The organism is Bordetella hinzii LMG 13501 (assembly GCF_001548475.1).
Taxonomy (GTDB): Bacteria; Pseudomonadota; Gammaproteobacteria; order Burkholderiales; family Burkholderiaceae_B; genus Bordetella; species Bordetella hinzii.
The window spans coordinates 19949-36812 of sequence record NZ_LRUJ01000013.1 but is presented as its reverse complement, the minus strand read 5'-3'; the positions used below and the strand labels follow the sequence as shown (position 1 = coordinate 36812).

Sequence of the window (16864 nt, the reverse complement as noted above, 5' to 3'; positions counted from 1 at the left end):
TAATGCTAAGATGGCCCCATTCGTAGGAACCACTTTTGCAAATCAGGTAGAACCAATTGAGGTCCATCGTCGGTGACTTGCTGCTGCTGCGCTTGGGTGACGCTTCCGACGGTCCCATGAATCAGCGTTTGTACCGCGCGATCCGGGAGGCCATCCTGGACGGCACGCTGCCGGGCGACACCCGCCTGCCGGCCACGCGGGACCTGGCGGCCGAGCTGGGGATCGCCCGCAATACCGTTGTTCATGTATACGCCCAGTTGCAGGCCGAGGGCTATACCCGCAGCCGGCAGGGCAACGGGACTTTTGTAACGGCAAGTGTGCCCGATGCCTACCTGGCCACCGGGCGCTCGCGGCGCCACCAGGGCAGCGGGCCTGCCGGCCCCGTGCTGTCCGAGCGCGGCGCCCGCATCGTGGACCAGGTCTCGGCCTCGCCCTACCAATGGGGCGCCTTCATGCCCGGCGTGCCCGATGTCACCGAGTTCCCGCACCGCAAGTTCGGGCGCATTTTCAGCGCCCTGTGGCGCAAGCCTGCGCCCGAGCTGCTGACCTACTCCTATGGCGGCGGGCTGCCGGCCCTGCGCGAGGTCCTGGCCGAGCACCTGGGCCTGACCCGTTCGGTCGATTGCGACCCCGAGCAGATCATCATCACCGAAGGCTCGCACCAGGCCATCGACCTGGCCACCCGCATGCTGGGCGCAAGCGGCGACATCGCCTGGATCGAGAACCCGGGCTATTGGGGCGCGCGCACGGTGCTCAGCGCCAACGGCGTGAGGATCCTGCCTCAGCCGGTCGACGAGGAGGGCATGCTGCTGCCGGCCGCGGCCGAAGCCGTCAGCACGCCGCCGCGGTTCATTTTCGTAACGCCTTCGCACCAGTATCCGCTGGGCACGGTGATGTCGCTGGCGCGGCGGCGCCAGCTGCTGGCCCTGGCGCGGCGCTGGGGCAGCTGGATCATCGAAGACGACTACGACAGCGAATTCCGCTTTTCGGGGCGGCCCATCTCCTCGCTGCAGGGGCTGGAGCCCGATGCGCCCGTCATCTACCTGGGCACGTTCAGCAAGACGCTCTATCCGGGCCTGCGCGTGGGCTATCTGGTGCTGCCGAAGCACCTCGCGGCCGCCTTCCAGGCCGGGCATGCCGAGCTTTACCGCGAGGGCCACCTGATGACGCACGCGGCCCTGGCGGCCTTTATTTCCGAGGGCCATTACGCCGCCCACATCCGCCGCATGCGCATGCTCTACAGCAAGCGCCGCGCCATCCTGGTCAATCTCATCGAGCGGCGGCTGGGCCCGCAATGGCTGCACCGGGATTCCAGCGAAGCGGGGCTGCATCTCATCCTCAACCTGCCCGAGGATCTCGACGACAACGCGGTGGTCGATGTCGCGCGGGCCCGCGGGGTGCTCACCCGCCCGCTTTCGCGTTATTACGCCGGCCCCGAGCCGGCCCGCCACGGTCTCCTGCTGGGCTATGCCTGCGTCCCGGAAAGCCAGATCGCGCGCAAGTTCGAAATCCTGCTCGACAGCCTGAACGAAGTGGCCCGCCGCGGCAGCCGCGCCTAGGCGCGCGGCGCCACCGCGCGCAGCAGGCCCTGGGCGTTGCGCACGCCCTGGTCCTCGCAGTTGGTGTTCAGGATCACATGCGTCTGCCGCGCCGGCAGCTGCTGGATGCGCCGCGCCAGCTCGGCCAGTTCCGCTTCGTTGTATTCATACTGGAAACGCGACGAGGAGGCGTGGCCGCGGTGGTTCCAGGCCTGGCGGTTGCGCCCGTGCAGGCGCACCAGCGCCAGGTCTTCGCGGGTGGTCTGCCAGACCGCCGGCACGGTGTTGGAAAAGCCCTGCGGCGCATCGACCACGGTATGCACCAGGGCGCGCTCGCGCAGCCGGGCCAAGGTGGCGGACGCGGCGGGCGCATCGCGCAGCCAGCTTTCGTGGCGAAACTCCACCGAGGCGTCGAGGTCTTCGAGGCGGCGGGCGCATTCGTCCAGCCGGGCCGCGCCCCGCGCGTCATTGCGCACCCAGGGCGGGAACTGGCAATGCACCAGACCCAGCTTGCCGGCCGCGCGCAGCGGCTCCAGGGCCAGCAGGAAACGCCGCCAGAGTTCGTCGCGCCAGGCGGCCGGCAGCTGGTTGTCGAAACAGGGGCGGGGATCTTCGGCCTGCCAGCCGAGATCGCGCAGCAGGTCGGCGGGCAGGGCGCGCAAGGGTGTCTGGTGCCCCGTGAAAAGCCGGAAGGCCTTGATATCGAAGACAAAGCCGCCGGGTGTGCGCTGCGCCCAGGCATGGGTGGTTTCGGGCGCGGGCAGGCCGTAGTAGGGCGAATCCGCCTCGACCACCGGAAAGCGGGCGGCGTAGAAGCGCAGGCGGGCGGCCGCATCGCTGGCCTCGGGCGGATAGAAACGTCCGCAGGCCAGCAAGGTGGGGTCGGTCCAGGAGGCAGTGCCGATCAATAGGCGCATACAGAGAGGGGGAAGACGCGCGCCGGGGCGCGCGGTCGGAACGCGGTATATTCTGTATAAATATACAGTGTATTGCCATGACGAAACCGACCGCCGAGGCCAGCGATCCGCTGGACGAACTCAACCCCCAGCAACGCGAGGCCGCCACCTATGGCGTGGCGCCCGGCGCGGCGCCCGCGTCCGCCCTCCTGGTGATCGCCGGGGCGGGGTCGGGCAAGACCAGCACCCTGGCGCATCGCGTGGCGCATCTGATCCGGCATGGCGCCGATCCCCAGCGCCTGCTGTTGCTGACGTTTTCGCGCCGCGCGGCCCAGGAGATGGACCGCCGGGTGGCGAGCGTGCTGCGCCGGGTCATGAAGCTGGACGGCGCCGCGCCCTCCTTGCCCTGGGCGGGCACCTTCCACAGCATCGGCGCGCGCTTGCTGCGCGACTGCGCCAAGCGCATCGGCCTGTCCGAAGCCTTCACGGTCCATGACCGCAGCGACGCCGAAGACCTCATGGGCATGCTGCGCCACGAGCTGGGCCTGACGGCCACGCAGAACCGCTTCCCGCTCAAGGGCACCTGCCTGTCCATCTATTCGCGCGTGATCAACAGCCAGGATGCCCTGGGCGATGTGCTGGCGCGCGCCTTTCCCTGGTGCGCTCAATGGGAGCACGAGCTCAAGCGCTTGTTCCAGGCCTATATGCAGGCCAAACAGGCGCAGCAGATCCTGGACTACGACGATCTGCTGCTGTATTGGGCCGAAATGATGGCCGACCCGGGCATCGCGCGCGATGTGTCGTCGCGCTTTGACCATGTGCTGGTCGACGAATACCAGGACACCAACCGCCTGCAGGCCGGCATCCTGCTGTCCATGAAGCCCGACGGGCGCGGCCTGACCGTCGTGGGCGATGACGCCCAGTCCATCTATGCCTTCCGCGCCGCGACCGTGCGCAACATCCTGGATTTTCCGCGCCAATTCGGCGCCCATGTCATTGCGCTGGAGCGCAATTACCGCAGCACGCAGCCCATACTGGACGCCTCCAACGCCGTGATCGCCGAGGCGCCGGAGCGCTACGCCAAGGCCTTGTGGACCGACCGTGCCAGCGCGCAGAAACCCGAGCTGGTCAATGTGAGCGACGAGGCCGGCCAGGCGCGCTGGGTGGCCGACCAGGTCCTGGCCCGGCGCGAGGAGGGCATGCGCCTGACCGCGCAGGCCGCGCTGTTTCGCGCCGCCAGCCACAGCGCCGCGCTCGAACTGGAACTGACGCGCCGCAATATCCCCTTCGTGAAGTTCGGCGGCCTGCGCTTTCTGGAGGCCGCGCACGTCAAGGACCTGCTGTCGCTGCTGCGCTGGGCCGAGAATCCGCGCTCGCGCATGGCGGGTTTCCGTGTGGCCCAGCTGCTGCCCGGCGTCGGGCCGGCCACGGCCGGCAAGCTCATGGACGCCCTGGCCGAGGCCGCCGATCCCCTGGCCTGCCTGGCGGCCTTCAAGCCGGGCGCCGGTCCGCAATGGGAGGGGCTGGTGGCCGTCTTCGCGGCGCTGCGCGGGCGGCAGGCGAGCTGGCCGGCGGACATCGACCTCGCCCTGGCCTGGTACGCGCCGCTGCTGGAGCACCTGTATGACGATGCGCGCGTGCGCCGCGCCGACCTCGAACAGCTGGCCCGGCTGGCGGCGGGTTATCCCACGCGCGAGCGCTTCCTGACCGAACTGACGCTGGATCCGCCCTCGGCCACCAGCGACGAGTCCGGCAAGCCGCTGCTGGACGAGGACTATATGATTCTGTCGACGATCCATTCGGCCAAGGGCCAGGAATGGAAGGCGGTATACATCCTCAATGCCGTGGACGGCTGCATCCCCTCCGACATGGCGACCGACAGCGGCGAAGAAATCGAAGAAGAGCGGCGCCTGCTCTACGTGGCCATGACGCGCGCCCGCGAGCGCCTGCAGGTTATCGTGCCCCAGCGTTTTTATGTGCACCAGCAAAGCGGCATGGGCGACCGCCATGTGTACGCCGCGCGCACGCGCTTCCTGCCCGACAGCATGATGCCGCTGTTCGAGCATCTGCCCAAGCCTCCGGCGCTGCCTTTCGGGCGCGGCGAGGGCTTGCAAGGCGCCGCGGGCGCCCCGGTGATCGACGTCGGCCAGCGGCTACGCAAGCTATTCTCCTGAGCTATCATGCCCGATGGCTGGCCATTGCCGGCCGTCGGTCCAAGGGGGGAGATCATGGCTCAGGATTCCGCGGCGGCCGAGCCGCCAGTCAACCAGGTCGTGGCGTCGGTGGCCTATGTGGACGGCCGGCGCGCGCGCGAAGTGCCCATCGCCGAGGTGGGCGACTACGTCGGCGGCCAGAAGGGCATGCTATGGATAGGTTTGCGCAACCCGAGCCCCGAGTGCATCGCCCAGGTCGTCGACGCGCTGGGCGCCTGCGACAAGAACCGTGAAGAAATGCTGGAGGCCCACCGCCGGCCCAAGATCATCGACTACGGCAACATGGTGCTCATCGTGGCCATCACGGTGGAGGTCGAGGGCGGCCGGCCCGTCTTTGGCGAAACCCAGTATCTGATCGGCGAGGGCTTCCTGGTCACGGTGCGCCGCGGCGCGCTGTCCACCCACAGCACGCTGCGCGAGCGCCTGGAGGCCGCGCCCGAACTGCTCAAGCGCGGCAGCGACTATGTCGCCTCCGAGCTGCTCGATCTGCTGGTGGACCGCTATGTGGCGGCGGCCGGCCAGCTCGAAAGCGTGGTCGAGCACGCCGAGCAAAAACTGCTCATCCGCGGCGCCAAGGACTCCGATATCCGCAAGCTGTACCGCCAGCGCCGCGACCTGCTGCGCATCCACAATGCGATCGCGCCCATGGCCGAGATTTGCCGGCGCCTGGCGCGGGTCGAAATGTCGGCCGTCGACGAGCATGCCCGGCCGTATTTCGCCGAGGTGGCCGACCGCGTGGTCCGCGTCGATGAACTCATCAACGCCCTGCGCGAGGCCCTGGCCTTCGCCTTCGAAGCCAGCCTCATGATCGGCCAGGGCCAGCAGAACGACACCACCCGCAAGCTGGCCTCCTGGGCCGCCATCCTGGCGGTGCCCACCGCCGTGGCCGGCATCTACGGCATGAATTTCGAATACATGCCGGAACTCAAGACCCACTGGGGCTATCCCATCACCTTGAGCGTGATCGCCGCGATCTGCGCCGTGTTGTATTGGCGTTTCCGGAAGTCCGGCTGGCTCTGAGCCGGCCTCAACCTGCGAGGTTGTCTTGCCCAATCCTGTTTTCTCCAACAGCGCCTCGCGCCGGCTGGGACGGCGCGTGGCCAGCCTGGCCGCCGCCCTGGCCGTCGGGGCGGTGCTGGCCTGGTGGCATCGCGAGCCCGCGCCGACCGCGCCGACCGCGCCGACCGCGCCGACCGCGCCGACTACGGCCCCCGCCGGCGCGGCGGCCGGCCTGCCGCAGGCCAGCTACCGGCTGCAGGGCACGATCGTCAACGTGGCCGACGGCGATACGGTCACGCTGCGCGTCGCCGACGGGCAGCGGCGCATCCGCCTGGACAGCATCGATGCCCCCGAGGCCGGCCATGGGCGGGACCAGCCGGGCCAGCCCTATGCCGAAGCCTCGCGCCAGCATCTGGCCGGGCTTGTCGCCGGCAAGGACCTGACCGCCCAGTGCTACGAAAAAGACCAGTACGGGCGGGATCTGTGCGCGCTCATCCTGCCCGATGGCCGGTCGGCCAACCGCGAGCAGGTCGCCGCCGGCTATGCCTGGGCCTATACGGCCCGGCGAGGCGATTACCTTCGTGATAAATCCTTGCCCGAGCTGCAGCGCCGGGCCCGGCAGGCCGGCCTCGGGCTATGGGCCCAGCCGGGCGCCGTCGAGCCCTGGAAATGGCGTTATGACTGCTGGAAAGAACGGCGTTGCCAGTAGCGAAATGCCGGAAAAAAGAGGGCAGGTTTCCGTATGACAAGTGTGAGGGCTTTGCTATTCTTCTGGCGCACCATACGGGGAAAAGTCTTGATGAAACTGCATCGCATATCAGGGCGGCTGCTGCGCTGCGGCCTGGCCGCCCTTACGATGATGGCCGCATTGGCCGGCTGTTCGCGCGAAAGCCCGATCAACAGTCCCTATCTTTCCGGCGCCCTCGAAGAAAACGCCCTCTACACGGCCTTCGTCAAGCGTTCTCCCAAGTACCTCGATCCGGCAAGCTCCTATTCCACCGACGAGACGCCGTATACCTACAACATCTATGAGCCGCTCTATGGGTATCACTACCTCAAGCGGCCCTACGAGCTCATCCCGCGCGCGGCCAGCGAGATCTCCCATCCGGTCTACCTCGATGCCCAAGGCCGGCCCTTGCCGGACGACACGCCCGGCGAACGTATCGCCGAAAGCGTCTATGACATCAAGCTGCGCCCGGGCATACGCTACCAGCCGCATCCGGCCTTCGCCCGCAAGCCCGATGGCGGCTACGCCTACTATCCGCTGGCCCCGGGCGAGCTGGACGACAAGTTCTACCTGCCCGACTTTCCCCTGACCGGCAGCCGCGAACTGACCGCCGACGACTACGTCTACGCCTTCCGCCGCCTGGCCAGCCCGCGCGTGGTCTCGCCCATCTATTCGCTGATGGCCGAGTATGTCGTGGGCATGCAGCAATACGGCGAGCGCCTGCGCGAGCGGGACCGCGCGCAGCGGCAGGGCCTGCCCGCCGGCACGCGCGACCTGCCCTGGCTGGACCTGCGCGAGCCCGAGGGTTTTGACGGCGTGCAGGCCCTGGACCGCCACACGCTGCGCATCCGCGTCAAGGGCAAGTATCCCCAGTTCAAGTACTGGCTGGCGATGACCTTCACCGCGCCCATTCCCTGGGAGGCCGACCGCTTCTACAGCCAGCCGGGCATGGCCGAGCATGACCTGTCGCTCAACACCTGGCCGGTGGGCACCGGCCCCTATATGCTGGTCGAGTCGCGCCCCAATTGGCGCCACGTGCTGGCCCGCAATCCCAATTATCACGGCGAACCCTACCCCTGCGAGGGCGAGCCGGGCGACAGGCAGGCCGGCCTGCTGGCCGATTGCGGCAAGCCCACGCCCTTCATCGACCGCGTGGTGTTCAGCGTCGAAAAAGAAGCCTTGCCCCTGAGCGGCAAGTTTCTCCAGGGGTATTACGACATTCCCCAGGTCGAGCGCGGCGAGTATGGCGTGTCCATGCTGGTGGCCGCGGGCGACTCCCAGGAAAAGGCCGCGCTCTACCGCGAGCGCGGCATCCGCCTGCCGACCACGGTCGAGACCTCCAACTGGTATATGGGCTTCAACTGGCTGGATCCCGTCGTGGGCAAGGGCGATACGCCGGAGCAGGCCGAGCGCAACCGCAAGCTGCGCCAGGCCATCAGTATCGCCTTTGACTGGGAGGAGTACATCAATATCTTCGAGAACGGCCAGGCCGCCGCCGCCTATGGGCCGGTGCCGCCCGGGGTGCTGGGCTACCAGCCCCTGCCCGAGGGCTACAACCCCGTGGTCTACCGGCTGGTCGACGGCAAGCCCGTGCGCAAGCCGCTCGACGTGGCGCGCGACCTGCTGGCCCAGGCCGGCTACCCGGGCGGGCGCAATGCCCAGACCGGCGCGCCGCTGGTGCTCTACTACGACGCCATGACCGGCGCGGGCGCCAGCCCGCAGTTCGACTGGATGCGGCGGCAGCTGGCCAAGATCGGCATCCAGATGGATGTGCGCTCGACCGACTACAACCGCTTCCAGGACAAGATGCGACGCGGCACGGCCCAGCTCTTCTTCTGGGGCTGGAACGCCGACTATCCCGACGCCGAGAACTTCCTGTTCCTGCTCTACGGGCCCAATGCCAAGGCCAAGAGCGGCGGCGAGAACGCGGCCAACTACGAAAACCCCGAGTACGACCGCCTCTTCGAGCAAATGAAGTTCCTCGATGACGGCCCCGAGAAAGAAGCCATCATCGCCCGCATGGTCGACGTGGTCAGGCGCGACGCGGTCTGGATGTTCGGCTACTTCCCGATGTCAGGCGGCGCCTACCAGCAGTGGGTGGGCAACGCCAAACCCACCCAGATGGTGCGCAACACCTTGCAGTACATGAAGGTCGACCCCGCGCTGCGCGTACAGAAGACCGACCAATGGAACCGACCTCGCTGGTGGCCGCTGGGCCTCGTGCTGCTGCTTATCCTGCTGGCCATCATTCCTTCCTATATCACGCTGAAACGGCGCGAGCGCCAGACCGCGTTTGGCGCCCGGGAGCGACAATCATGACAAGCTATGTGCTGCGCCGGCTGCTGTATGGGGTGTTGATCCTCATAGGCGTCAATCTCTTTACCTTCATCCTGTTCTTCGCGGTCAATACGCCCGACGACATGGCGCGGCTGGCCATCGGCGGGCAGCGCACCAGCCAGGACGCCATCGACAAATGGAAGGCCGACCGGGGCTACGACAAGCCGCTCTTTCTGAACTCCGCGCAATCCGGGCTTGAACGCTACACCGACACGGTGTTCTACCAGCGTTCCGTTCCCTTGCTGGCCATGGACTTCGGCGCTTCCGATGCCGGCCGCGACATCGGCCGCGAAATCAAGACACGCATGTGGCCCAGCCTGGCCCTGGCCTTGCCATCCTTCTTCCTCGGGCTGTTCGCCAGCATCGTCTTTTCGCTCACGCTGGTGTTCTTCCGGGCGACCCGGCTGGACTTCTGGGGCGTGGTCGTCTGCGTGATACTGCTGTCGATCTCCAGCCTGTTCTACATCATCGCGGGGCAGTGGCTGTTCGCCAAGCTGTGGCAGCTGGTGCCTTATTCGGGCTACGCGGATGGGCTGGGCAGCATCAAGTTCCTGGCGCTGCCGGTGCTGGTGGCCGTCATCTCGCGGCTGGGGCCCGAGGCCAGGTTCTACCGCAGCATCTTCCTCGAGGAGATCGGCAAGGACTATGTGCGCACCGCCCGCGCCAAGGGCCTGAGCGAGACGCTGGTGCTGTTCCGGCATGTGTTGCGCAACGCCCTGCTGCCCATCCTCACGAGCACGGTCTCGGCCATTCCGCTGCTCTTCATGGGCAGCCTGATCGCCGAATCCTTCTTCGGCATTCCGGGCCTGGGCAGCTACACCATCGATGCCATCAATGCGCAGGACTTCTCCATCGTGCGCGCCATGGTGTTCCTGGGGTCCGTGCTCTACATCCTGGGCCTCATCCTCGCCGACATCTCCTATACGCTGGCCGATCCCCGCGTGCGTTTCGAGTGACCGCCATGCCCCGATTCATCTTCCTCTGGACGGACATCGCCCTTTTCCTGATGGTCCTGGCCGTCTTGGCCTATGTGTGGCGCGTGCGGCGCAGCCCCGCCTTGCGCGCAACCTGGCGCCGCGTGGCAGCCGACGCGCCGGCCATGTGCTCGGCCGTGGTGCTGTCCTGCTTTGTCGTGGTGGGGCTGCTGGATTCCGTGCATTTCCAGCTGCGCCTGCCGCCAGCGCCCTCGGCCGCCGCCGACGCGCCCCCGGCCTATGCGCCGGCCGTCACCTCGCTGCTGGACAGCCTGATGGCGCCGTCCGTGCTGGCCAGGCCCGAGAAAACCTATTCCGCGCCGCTGGCTTCGCACCAGTTCACCAAGGAGAGCATGGTGGCCGACGACGGCACGGTCAGCCGCGATTTTCCCCGCCTGCGCCACGGCGGCGCCCACCTGGCCGACCCCGCGGCCGAAACCCGGCCGGACATCCGCGCCCGCCTGGCGCGCGGGCTGGCCGCCGGGCTGGCGGTGGCGCTGCTGGCGGCCGGCGTGCTGGCCGTGTTTCTCGCCCGCCGCCGGGGCCCGGGCAGGGTGAGCGTGGCCGACCTGCTGCGTGGCAACAGCCTGGTGCCCTGGCGCGCCATGCTGCTGACGCTGGCCGTCCTGTGCCTGGTGGGCGGAGCCCTGGCGGGCCTGGCCACCGGTTATCACGTTCTGGGCACCGACCGCACCGGCAATGACGTGCTCTGGCAGGCGCTCAAGAGCATACGCACGGCGCTGGTGATAGGGACGCTCACCACCCTGGCCATGCTGCCGCCGGCCATTGTCTTCGGGATCGCCGCCGGCTATTTCAAGGGCAAGGTCGACGATGTCATCCAATATATCTACACCACGCTGACCTCCATCCCCGGCGTCCTGCTGGTGGCCGCTTGTTCGCTCATGATGCAGGTCTATATCGAGAACCACGCCGAGTATTTCGACACCTCGGCGGCGCGCGCCGACGCGCGTCTCTTCCTGCTGTGCATGATCCTGGGCCTGACGGGCTGGTCGGCGCTGTGCCGGCTGCTGCGCGCCGAAACGCTCAAGCTGCGCGAGCAGGAGTACATCCAGGCGGCGCGCGCCTTCGGGGTATCGCACTGGCGCATCATGGCGCGCCACTTGCTGCCCAATGTCATGCATATCGTGCTCATCACGGCCGTGCTGGAGTTTTCCGGGCTGGTGCTCTACGAGGCGGTGCTGTCCTACCTGGGGATTGGGGTCGATCCCAGCATGAACTCCTTCGGGTCCATGATCGACGGCGCGCGCCTGGAAATGTCGCGCGATCCCATGATCTGGTGGAATCTGCTCACCGCCTTTGTCTTCCTGCTGACCCTGGTGCTGGCCGCCAATCTGTTCGCCGACGGCGTGCGCGATGCCTTCGATCCGCGCAGCCGGCGTTTCCGGCCTCATCTCAAGCAAGCGACCGGAGGCGCGCAATGAGCCTGCTCACTGTCCAAGACCTCGACGTGGCCGTGGCGTCCGCAGACAGTCTGGCGCATGTCGTCAAGCGCCTGAGCTTCGCCATCGGGCGTGGCGAGACCTTCGCCCTGGTGGGCGAGTCCGGCAGCGGCAAGAGCATGACGGCGCTGGCGCTGCTGCGGCTGCTGCCCGACGCGGGACGCATCGTCGGCGGCCAGGTCAATCTCGAAGACCAGGATCTCAACCTCCTTACCGAGCGGCAGATGCGCGGCGTCCGAGGCGGCCGGGTCGGCATCATCTTCCAGGAGCCCTCCACCAGCCTGAATCCGGTCATGCGGGTGGGCGACCAGATCGTCGAGACCCTGGCGGCGCATACCGCGCTGCGGGGCGCGGCGGCGCGGCGGCGCGCCATCGAATGGCTTTCGCGCGTGGGCATTCCCGAGCCGGAGCGCCGTATCGATGACTACCCCTTCCAGTTCTCCGGCGGCCAGAAACAGCGCATCATGATCGCCATCGCCTTGGCTGCCGAGCCCCGGCTGTTGATCGCCGACGAGCCCACCACGGCGCTGGACGTGACGGTCCAGGCGCAGGTGCTGGAGCTCTTGGCGGATATCCAGCGCGAGATGGGCATGGCCGTGCTGCTGATCACGCATGACCTGGCCATCGTGCGCCAGACCGCGCATCACGTGGCCTTGATGCGCGGCGGCGAGATCGTCGAGGCGGCCGACGCCCGGACGTTCTTCGCCGCGCCCCGGCATCCCTATGCGCGGCAGCTGTTCGAGGCCATTCCCACCTTTGAGAAACGCGGCCGGCCGCTGGCCGCCGCCGCCGCGCGGCCGGGCGGCCCGGCGCAAGCACGCGCGGCGGGAGACGTCGTGCTGGATGTACAGGACCTCCGCGTGCACTACCCGGTCCGCAAGGGCTTGCTGCGGCGTCCCGCGGCTTGGATCAAGGCCGCCGATGGCGTGAGCTTCTCCTTGCGGGCCGGCGAAACCCTGGCGCTGCTGGGCGAGTCCGGCTGCGGCAAGACCACCACCGGCAAGGCCTTGCTGCGCCTGGTCGATGGCGCGCGCGTCAGCGGCCGGGCCCTGTTGGACGGCCGTGATCTGCTGAGCGCCGACCGCCGCGCCTTGCGGGCCTTGCGGCGCGACATCCAGATCGTGTTCCAGGATCCCTATGCCTCGCTGGATCCCCGCATGCGGGTCGGGGACATCCTCGATGAGGGGGTGGCCTCCCTGCATCCCGAGCTCACCCCGGAGCAGCGGCAGGCGCGCGCCGAGGAGTTGCTGCGCCGCGTCGGCCTGCCGGCGGACACGGCGCGGCGCTATCCGCATGAGTTCTCGGGCGGGCAGCGGCAGCGCATCGCCATCGCCCGGGCCCTGGCCGTCGAGCCCCGGGTGCTGATATGCGACGAGCCCACCTCGGCGCTCGATGTCTCGGTGCAGGCGCAGATCCTCGATCTGCTGCGTGAGCTGCAGGCGGAGCTGGGCATTGCCTATCTTTTCATCACCCACAACTTCGGTGTCGTGGAATATCTGGCCGACCGCATCGCTGTCATGGCCGAAGGCCGTATCGTCGAGCTGGACGATGCCGCCACGGTGCTGCGGCAGCCCAGGCACGCCTTGACCCGGCGCCTGCTCGATGCCGTGCCCAGGCTGGTGTTCGGCCAGGAGGATCAGGCGCGGTAGCGGTATTCCACGTCCCACTCCGACTCGCCCACTTTCTCGAAGCCATGCGCAAGATAGAAGGCATTCGAGCGGCTACCCTTGAGCGCGCCCAGCTCGATGCTGGCGCCCAGGGTGCGCGCCCGGGCGCAGAGCTCGCGCAGTACGCGCGAGCCAATGCCGCGTCCGCTGTGTTCGGGGCTGAGATAGAAATGCGTCAGGCGCCAGACGGTCTGGCGGTCATCGAGGATGTAGAAACCCGCGCGCTCGCCATCGACGATGATGTGGCGCGTGAGCGCCGGCTCGAAGCCGGCACGCAGCCGTTCGCGGGACCGCTCGGGATCAAAGCGCCCCAGCGCTTGCAGGCTTTCGCGCATGGCCGCCAGCCGCAGCTCGGACAGCGCATCGAAATCGGACTCTTGGGCGAGCGGGGTTTGCAGCATCATGGCGGGCCATATGTCGTGTCGATGACCGGCCCAGCATAGCCAATTCCCGCCGCGGCATCGGACGGCCGGGGCGACAACTCTGTTTCACCCGATTTCCGGGGCCAAAGCGCCCGTCACCGCCCGAAGGTCCGCGCCAGCCCGGCCACCGGGATACCTGCCCCGGGGCGTTTCTAGTCTGTCAGGGCGGCCCGCCCGAGGGATAGACTTCACGGTTCAGGGCGAGCCAGGCCAGGGCCGCGTGCGAGAGATAGCCGCCGCGGCGCCAGATCAGCGTCATTTCCCAGACCGCATCGCGATCATCGAGCTCCACCAGGCGCACGCCCGCCTGCCGGCGCTGCTCGGCCACCAGGCGCGGCAGAAAGCCTATGCCCAGGCCCGAGGCCACCAGGGCGACGATGAAGTCGATCTGGCCGCTGCGGGCCGCCGTCGCGGGGGTATAGCCCACGCGCTCGCAGGCCGAGATCAGCACCTGGTTCAGCGCAAAACCGCTTTCGAACAGCACGAAGGGCGTGTCGCGCAGCTGGGCCAGGCGCAGCCGGCGCGATCGGGCCAGCGGATGATCCGGCGGCATGAGCACCATCAGCGGTTCGCGGGCCACGGGCTGATACTCGAAGGCCTCGGGCACGGGCGTGAGCGTGGCGCCCAGTTCGATATCGCCGCTTTGCACCATGTCTTCCAGGCGGCGGCTGCCATGTTCGGCAAGGCTGATCTCAACGCCCGGATAGCGGCTGCGGAAACGGGCGAAAAGCGGCGCGAACAGCACGCTGCTGCCCAGCGTGGGCAGGCCCAGGCGCAGCACACCGCGCTTGAGGCCCCGCAGCTCCTCTAATTCGGCCACCAGGTCGTCGCGCTGGGCCAGCATGGCCTGGGCGCGGCGGAACACCACTTCGCCGGCCTGGGTCATGCGCGGGGGATGGCTTTGCCGGTCCAGCAGCGGCATGCCGATCTCGTCTTCGAGCTGGCGCACCGCCTTGCTGACCGTCGGCTGGGTGGCGTGGATGGCGCGCGCGGCCTGCGAAAAACCGCCTTGCCGAAGTACCTCGCAAAACGCCCGCAACGTCCGTAAATCCATGGTTATTCCATATTGGCATATGGCCAATGAAATGAATTCATTTTATCTATGCCCTGGAAAAGCGTACAAGAGGAGGGAGCGCCCAAGCTTCCACGGAGAGAGAAGCGCGCTCAGGGAGTGTTGTCATGTTTGCTCGTAGTTGGACCCTCGGACGCAGCTATCTGAGGCGCAGTCGTTTATTGCAGATCGCGGTGATCGCGGGCTTTGCCTGGGCAGGCCAGGCCCTGGCGCAGTGGGGCGGCCTGCCCGTTCCGGGCGGCGTGATCGGCCTGGCGCTGGTGTTGCTGCTGCTGGGCAGCGGCGTGCTGCGGCCCCAACACATCCGGCGCGGCGCCAGTTGGCTGTTGGCCGAGATGCTGCTGTTTTTCGTGCCGGCCGTGATGTGTCTTCTCGATCATCGCGAACTGGCGGGCATGCTGGGGTTGAAAATCCTGGCCGTCATCGCGCTGGGCACCTTGCTGGTGATGGGCGGCACCGCCCTGGCCATCGACCTCTGCTACCGGTGGATGAACCGCCATGCTTGCTGATATCGCCGCCCTGGTATTCTGGCCGCTGGCCACGGTGCTGGCCTATCTCTGCGCGCGCGCCGTCTATCGCCGCCACGGCTATTGGTGGAGTTCCACCCTGGTCCTGGCGCCGGCGCTGCTGCTGGCCCTGGCGCTCCTGCTGCATGCGGGCTACGCCGACTACATGCGGGGCAGCCATTGGCTCATGGCCATGCTCAGTCCGGTCATCGTGTCCTTTGCGCTGCCGCTCTACCAAGAGCGCGCCCTCATCCGCCGCTATTGGCCCATTCTGCTGGTGGGCGTGGCGGTGGGCAGCCTCATTGCCGGGGTGAGCGCCTGGCTGTTGGCCAGCTGGCTGGACCTGCCGGCCGATGTGCGCCTGAGCCTGGTGCCGCGTTCGGTCGCCACGCCCTTCGCCATGACGGTTTCGTCCAAGCTGGGCGGCGTGCCTGACCTGACCGCCGTCTTCGTCATCGTCACCGGCGTGCTGGGCGCCCTGATGGGCCAGGCGCTGCGCCGCCTGCTGCCCCTGCGGTCGTCGCTGGCGCGCGGCGCGCTGTTCGGCATGGGCGCGCACGGCGCCGGCGTGGCCAAGGCGCGCGAGCTCGCCGCCGACGAAGGTTCCATCGCCGGCCTGGTCATGGTGCTGGCCGGCCTGTCCAATGTGCTCATCACGCCCAGTGTGGCGTATTTGCTTGCCCGCTGAGCGCTTCCGCTATCGCCGCTGCCGGCCCAGGTGTACAGTGGGCCAGGGAAATGCCGGGGAGGGCGCTATGACGATCGGATGGCGGTTGCGCGGGATGGCCTGGGGCCTGGTCATGTTGTGCTTGATGGCGGGCCTGGCGCGCGCGGCCGGGCCGCTGGATGCGGCCCGCGAGCTGGTGGCGCGGCAGAATCTCGGCGTGGCGCTCCTGCCCATGGGCTTGGCCGCGGCCTTGCGCACCGAAACCTATGCCGGCCTGGTCAAGCAGCTGGGCCCGGAAAAAGCCCAGGCCCTGCTCGAAGAAGAGCTCAAGCGCGCCGCGCCCACCTACCGGGCGCAATGGGACGAAAACCTCGCCCAGGCCTATAGCCAGTTTTTCACCGCCGCCGAGCTGAAGTCCGTGGCCGACAAGGGCGATGCCGCTCCCGAGGCCGCCAAGCTGCAGGGCGCGGCCAATCAGGTCGGCGCGGCCATGATGCAGCTGTCCGCGCCGCTACTCAGCCAATATGTGGCCGACGTCCTGCTGGGGGCGCAGAAACGCGCCAGCGGCGGTTAGTCCTTTACCAGGCCGCCGTCGACCACCAGGTTCTGGCCGGTCACCGCGCGCGCCCAGGGCGATAGAAAAAACAGCGCCGCGTCGGCGAATTCCGCCGGCGTGGTCACGCGCCGCAAGGGCGTGAGGCTGGCGATCAGGTCGAACACCGCCTGCGGCGTCGAGGCGCTGGCATCGGTGGTCTGCAACAGGCCGCCGGAGACCATGTTGACCGTGATGCCGTCAGGGCCGAGGTCCTGAGCGGCCGTGCGCGTGAGCGACAGCAGGGCGGCCTTGGAGGCGGTGTAGTCGTGGTAGGGCACCACCGGGTTCTGGACCAGGTTGGTGCCGATATTGACGATGCGGCCGAAGCCGGCCTGGCGCATGGCAGGCAGCGCCGCCTGCATGGTATTGAGCGCGCCCTTGAGCGCGCCGTCCAGCTGGCCCTGGAAGCGGTCCCAGGCGATGTCGCCGAATCGAGGGCGGGCATCGCCATCGAAACGGAAGTCCGCCAGGGCATTGTTGACCACCGACAGCACGGGCTGGCCGGTGTGTTCGGCGGCCGCCGCCATCATGGCGCGCACTTCGCCGGCGTCGGTCACGTCGGCCTGCAGGGCGATGGACAGCGGACCGAGTTCTTCGGCCAGGGCTTCGGCCTGGCGCCGGCTGCGGCGGTAGTTGACGATGACGCGGGCGCCGGCCTGGGCCAGCGCCCGCGCGATGGCCGCGCCCAGGCCACGGCCTGCGCCCGTGACCAGCACGGTCTGTGCGGATATATCCATGTCATTCTCCAGTAGGCGGGCATTATGCCCGCCTACCGCAGGCAAAGGCGCCAG

At 68.1% G+C, this 16864-nt stretch carries 15 protein-coding genes; 11 read left to right on the top strand and 4 right to left on the bottom strand.

What is annotated here, in order from left to right:
* Window positions 1-56 precede the first annotated feature (56 nt).
* Entirely contained in the window at window positions 57-1559 is a 1503-nt protein-coding gene (gene pdxR / locus AXA74_RS10845; RefSeq protein ID WP_370736512.1) for a MocR-like pyridoxine biosynthesis transcription factor PdxR, read from the top strand.
* Here pdxR and AXA74_RS10840 read toward each other — a convergent pair.
* Entirely contained in the window at window positions 1556-2455 is a 900-nt protein-coding gene (locus AXA74_RS10840; protein ID WP_032979004.1) for a DUF72 domain-containing protein, read from the bottom strand. The two genes, pdxR and AXA74_RS10840, sit on opposite strands and share 4 nt — an antisense overlap.
* Window positions 2456-2532: 77 nt before the next feature.
* Here AXA74_RS10840 and AXA74_RS10835 point away from each other — a divergent pair, with 77 nt between their 5' ends.
* The 7 genes from AXA74_RS10835 (at window position 2533) to AXA74_RS10805 (ending at window position 12793) form a co-directional block, all read left to right on the top strand.
* Window positions 2533-4608 carry an ATP-dependent helicase gene (locus AXA74_RS10835; RefSeq protein ID WP_029579261.1) on the top strand — a complete coding sequence of 692 codons (2076 nt, stop codon included), beginning with the start codon at window positions 2533-2535 and terminating at the stop codon, window positions 4606-4608.
* 54 nt (window positions 4609-4662) lie between these two features.
* Complete coding sequence (locus AXA74_RS10830) at window positions 4663-5667, top strand: magnesium and cobalt transport protein CorA (RefSeq protein ID WP_029579262.1); 1005 nt, start codon at window positions 4663-4665, stop codon at window positions 5665-5667.
* Window positions 5668-5692: 25 nt separating this feature from the next.
* The gene (locus AXA74_RS10825) at window positions 5693-6355 is read left to right on the top strand and encodes a thermonuclease family protein (RefSeq protein ID WP_048939921.1); all 663 of its coding nucleotides are present in this window, start codon (window positions 5693-5695) and stop codon (window positions 6353-6355) included.
* Between the two features lie 90 nt (window positions 6356-6445).
* Window positions 6446-8692: an ABC transporter substrate-binding protein gene (locus tag AXA74_RS10820; RefSeq protein ID WP_032954765.1), complete on the top strand. Its 2247-nt coding sequence runs from the start codon at window positions 6446-6448 to the stop codon at window positions 8690-8692.
* Window positions 8689-9666 (top strand): ABC transporter permease, encoded by a 978-nt coding sequence (locus AXA74_RS10815; protein WP_029579265.1) that lies wholly within the window; start codon window positions 8689-8691, stop codon window positions 9664-9666. The genes AXA74_RS10820 and AXA74_RS10815 overlap by 4 nt, the downstream gene beginning before the upstream one ends.
* A 5-nt stretch (window positions 9667-9671) precedes the next feature.
* A complete protein-coding gene (locus AXA74_RS10810; RefSeq protein ID WP_029579266.1) occupies window positions 9672-11126 on the top strand; it encodes an ABC transporter permease in 1455 nt (484 codons plus the stop codon).
* A complete protein-coding gene (locus AXA74_RS10805) occupies window positions 11123-12793 on the top strand; it encodes an ABC transporter ATP-binding protein (protein WP_032978214.1) in 1671 nt (556 codons plus the stop codon). The genes AXA74_RS10810 and AXA74_RS10805 overlap by 4 nt, the downstream gene beginning before the upstream one ends.
* Here AXA74_RS10805 and AXA74_RS10800 read toward each other — a convergent pair.
* Both AXA74_RS10800 and AXA74_RS10795 read right to left on the bottom strand, forming a co-directional pair.
* A complete protein-coding gene (locus tag AXA74_RS10800; protein WP_029579268.1) occupies window positions 12781-13215 on the bottom strand; it encodes a GNAT family N-acetyltransferase in 435 nt (144 codons plus the stop codon). The genes AXA74_RS10805 and AXA74_RS10800 overlap by 13 nt on opposite strands.
* A 178-nt stretch (window positions 13216-13393) precedes the next feature.
* Window positions 13394-14287 (bottom strand): LysR family transcriptional regulator, encoded by an 894-nt coding sequence (locus AXA74_RS10795; protein ID WP_029579269.1) that lies wholly within the window; start codon window positions 14285-14287, stop codon window positions 13394-13396.
* A 125-nt stretch (window positions 14288-14412) separates the two neighbouring features.
* Here AXA74_RS10795 and AXA74_RS10790 point away from each other — a divergent pair, with 125 nt between their 5' ends.
* The 3 genes from AXA74_RS10790 (at window position 14413) to AXA74_RS10780 (ending at window position 16052) form a co-directional block, all read left to right on the top strand.
* The gene (locus AXA74_RS10790; protein WP_029579270.1) at window positions 14413-14814 is read left to right on the top strand and encodes a CidA/LrgA family protein; all 402 of its coding nucleotides are present in this window, start codon (window positions 14413-14415) and stop codon (window positions 14812-14814) included.
* Window positions 14804-15499 (top strand): LrgB family protein, encoded by a 696-nt coding sequence (locus tag AXA74_RS10785; protein WP_029579271.1) that lies wholly within the window; start codon window positions 14804-14806, stop codon window positions 15497-15499. Before AXA74_RS10790 ends, AXA74_RS10785 begins: the two co-directional genes overlap by 11 nt.
* A gap of 67 nt (window positions 15500-15566) precedes the next feature.
* Complete coding sequence (locus AXA74_RS10780) at window positions 15567-16052, top strand: hypothetical protein (protein ID WP_223850505.1); 486 nt, start codon at window positions 15567-15569, stop codon at window positions 16050-16052.
* Here AXA74_RS10780 and AXA74_RS10775 read toward each other — a convergent pair.
* Entirely contained in the window at window positions 16049-16810 is a 762-nt protein-coding gene (locus AXA74_RS10775) for a 3-oxoacyl-ACP reductase (RefSeq protein ID WP_060833157.1), read from the bottom strand. The two genes, AXA74_RS10780 and AXA74_RS10775, sit on opposite strands and share 4 nt — an antisense overlap.
* Window positions 16811-16864 lie beyond the last annotated feature (54 nt).

Coding starts and splice junctions, on each gene's coding strand:
- AXA74_RS10810 (WP_029579266.1), top strand. CDS start 9,672: ATGCCCCGATTCATCTTCCTCTGGACGGACATCGCCCTTTTCCTGATG.
- AXA74_RS10815 (WP_029579265.1), top strand. CDS start 8,689: ATGACAAGCTATGTGCTGCGCCGGCTGCTGTATGGGGTGTTGATCCTC.
- AXA74_RS10780 (WP_223850505.1), top strand. CDS start 15,567: ATGACGATCGGATGGCGGTTGCGCGGGATGGCCTGGGGCCTGGTCATG.
- AXA74_RS10800 (WP_029579268.1), bottom strand. CDS start 13,215: ATGATGCTGCAAACCCCGCTCGCCCAAGAGTCCGATTTCGATGCGCTG.
- AXA74_RS10820 (WP_032954765.1), top strand. CDS start 6,446: ATGAAACTGCATCGCATATCAGGGCGGCTGCTGCGCTGCGGCCTGGCC.
- AXA74_RS10805 (WP_032978214.1), top strand. CDS start 11,123: ATGAGCCTGCTCACTGTCCAAGACCTCGACGTGGCCGTGGCGTCCGCA.
- AXA74_RS10790 (WP_029579270.1), top strand. CDS start 14,413: ATGTTTGCTCGTAGTTGGACCCTCGGACGCAGCTATCTGAGGCGCAGT.
- AXA74_RS10830 (WP_029579262.1), top strand. CDS start 4,663: ATGGCTCAGGATTCCGCGGCGGCCGAGCCGCCAGTCAACCAGGTCGTG.
- AXA74_RS10840 (WP_032979004.1), bottom strand. CDS start 2,455: ATGCGCCTATTGATCGGCACTGCCTCCTGGACCGACCCCACCTTGCTG.
- AXA74_RS10795 (WP_029579269.1), bottom strand. CDS start 14,287: ATGGATTTACGGACGTTGCGGGCGTTTTGCGAGGTACTTCGGCAAGGC.
- AXA74_RS10835 (WP_029579261.1), top strand. CDS start 2,533: ATGACGAAACCGACCGCCGAGGCCAGCGATCCGCTGGACGAACTCAAC.
- AXA74_RS10785 (WP_029579271.1), top strand. CDS start 14,804: ATGCTTGCTGATATCGCCGCCCTGGTATTCTGGCCGCTGGCCACGGTG.
- AXA74_RS10775 (WP_060833157.1), bottom strand. CDS start 16,810: ATGGATATATCCGCACAGACCGTGCTGGTCACGGGCGCAGGCCGTGGC.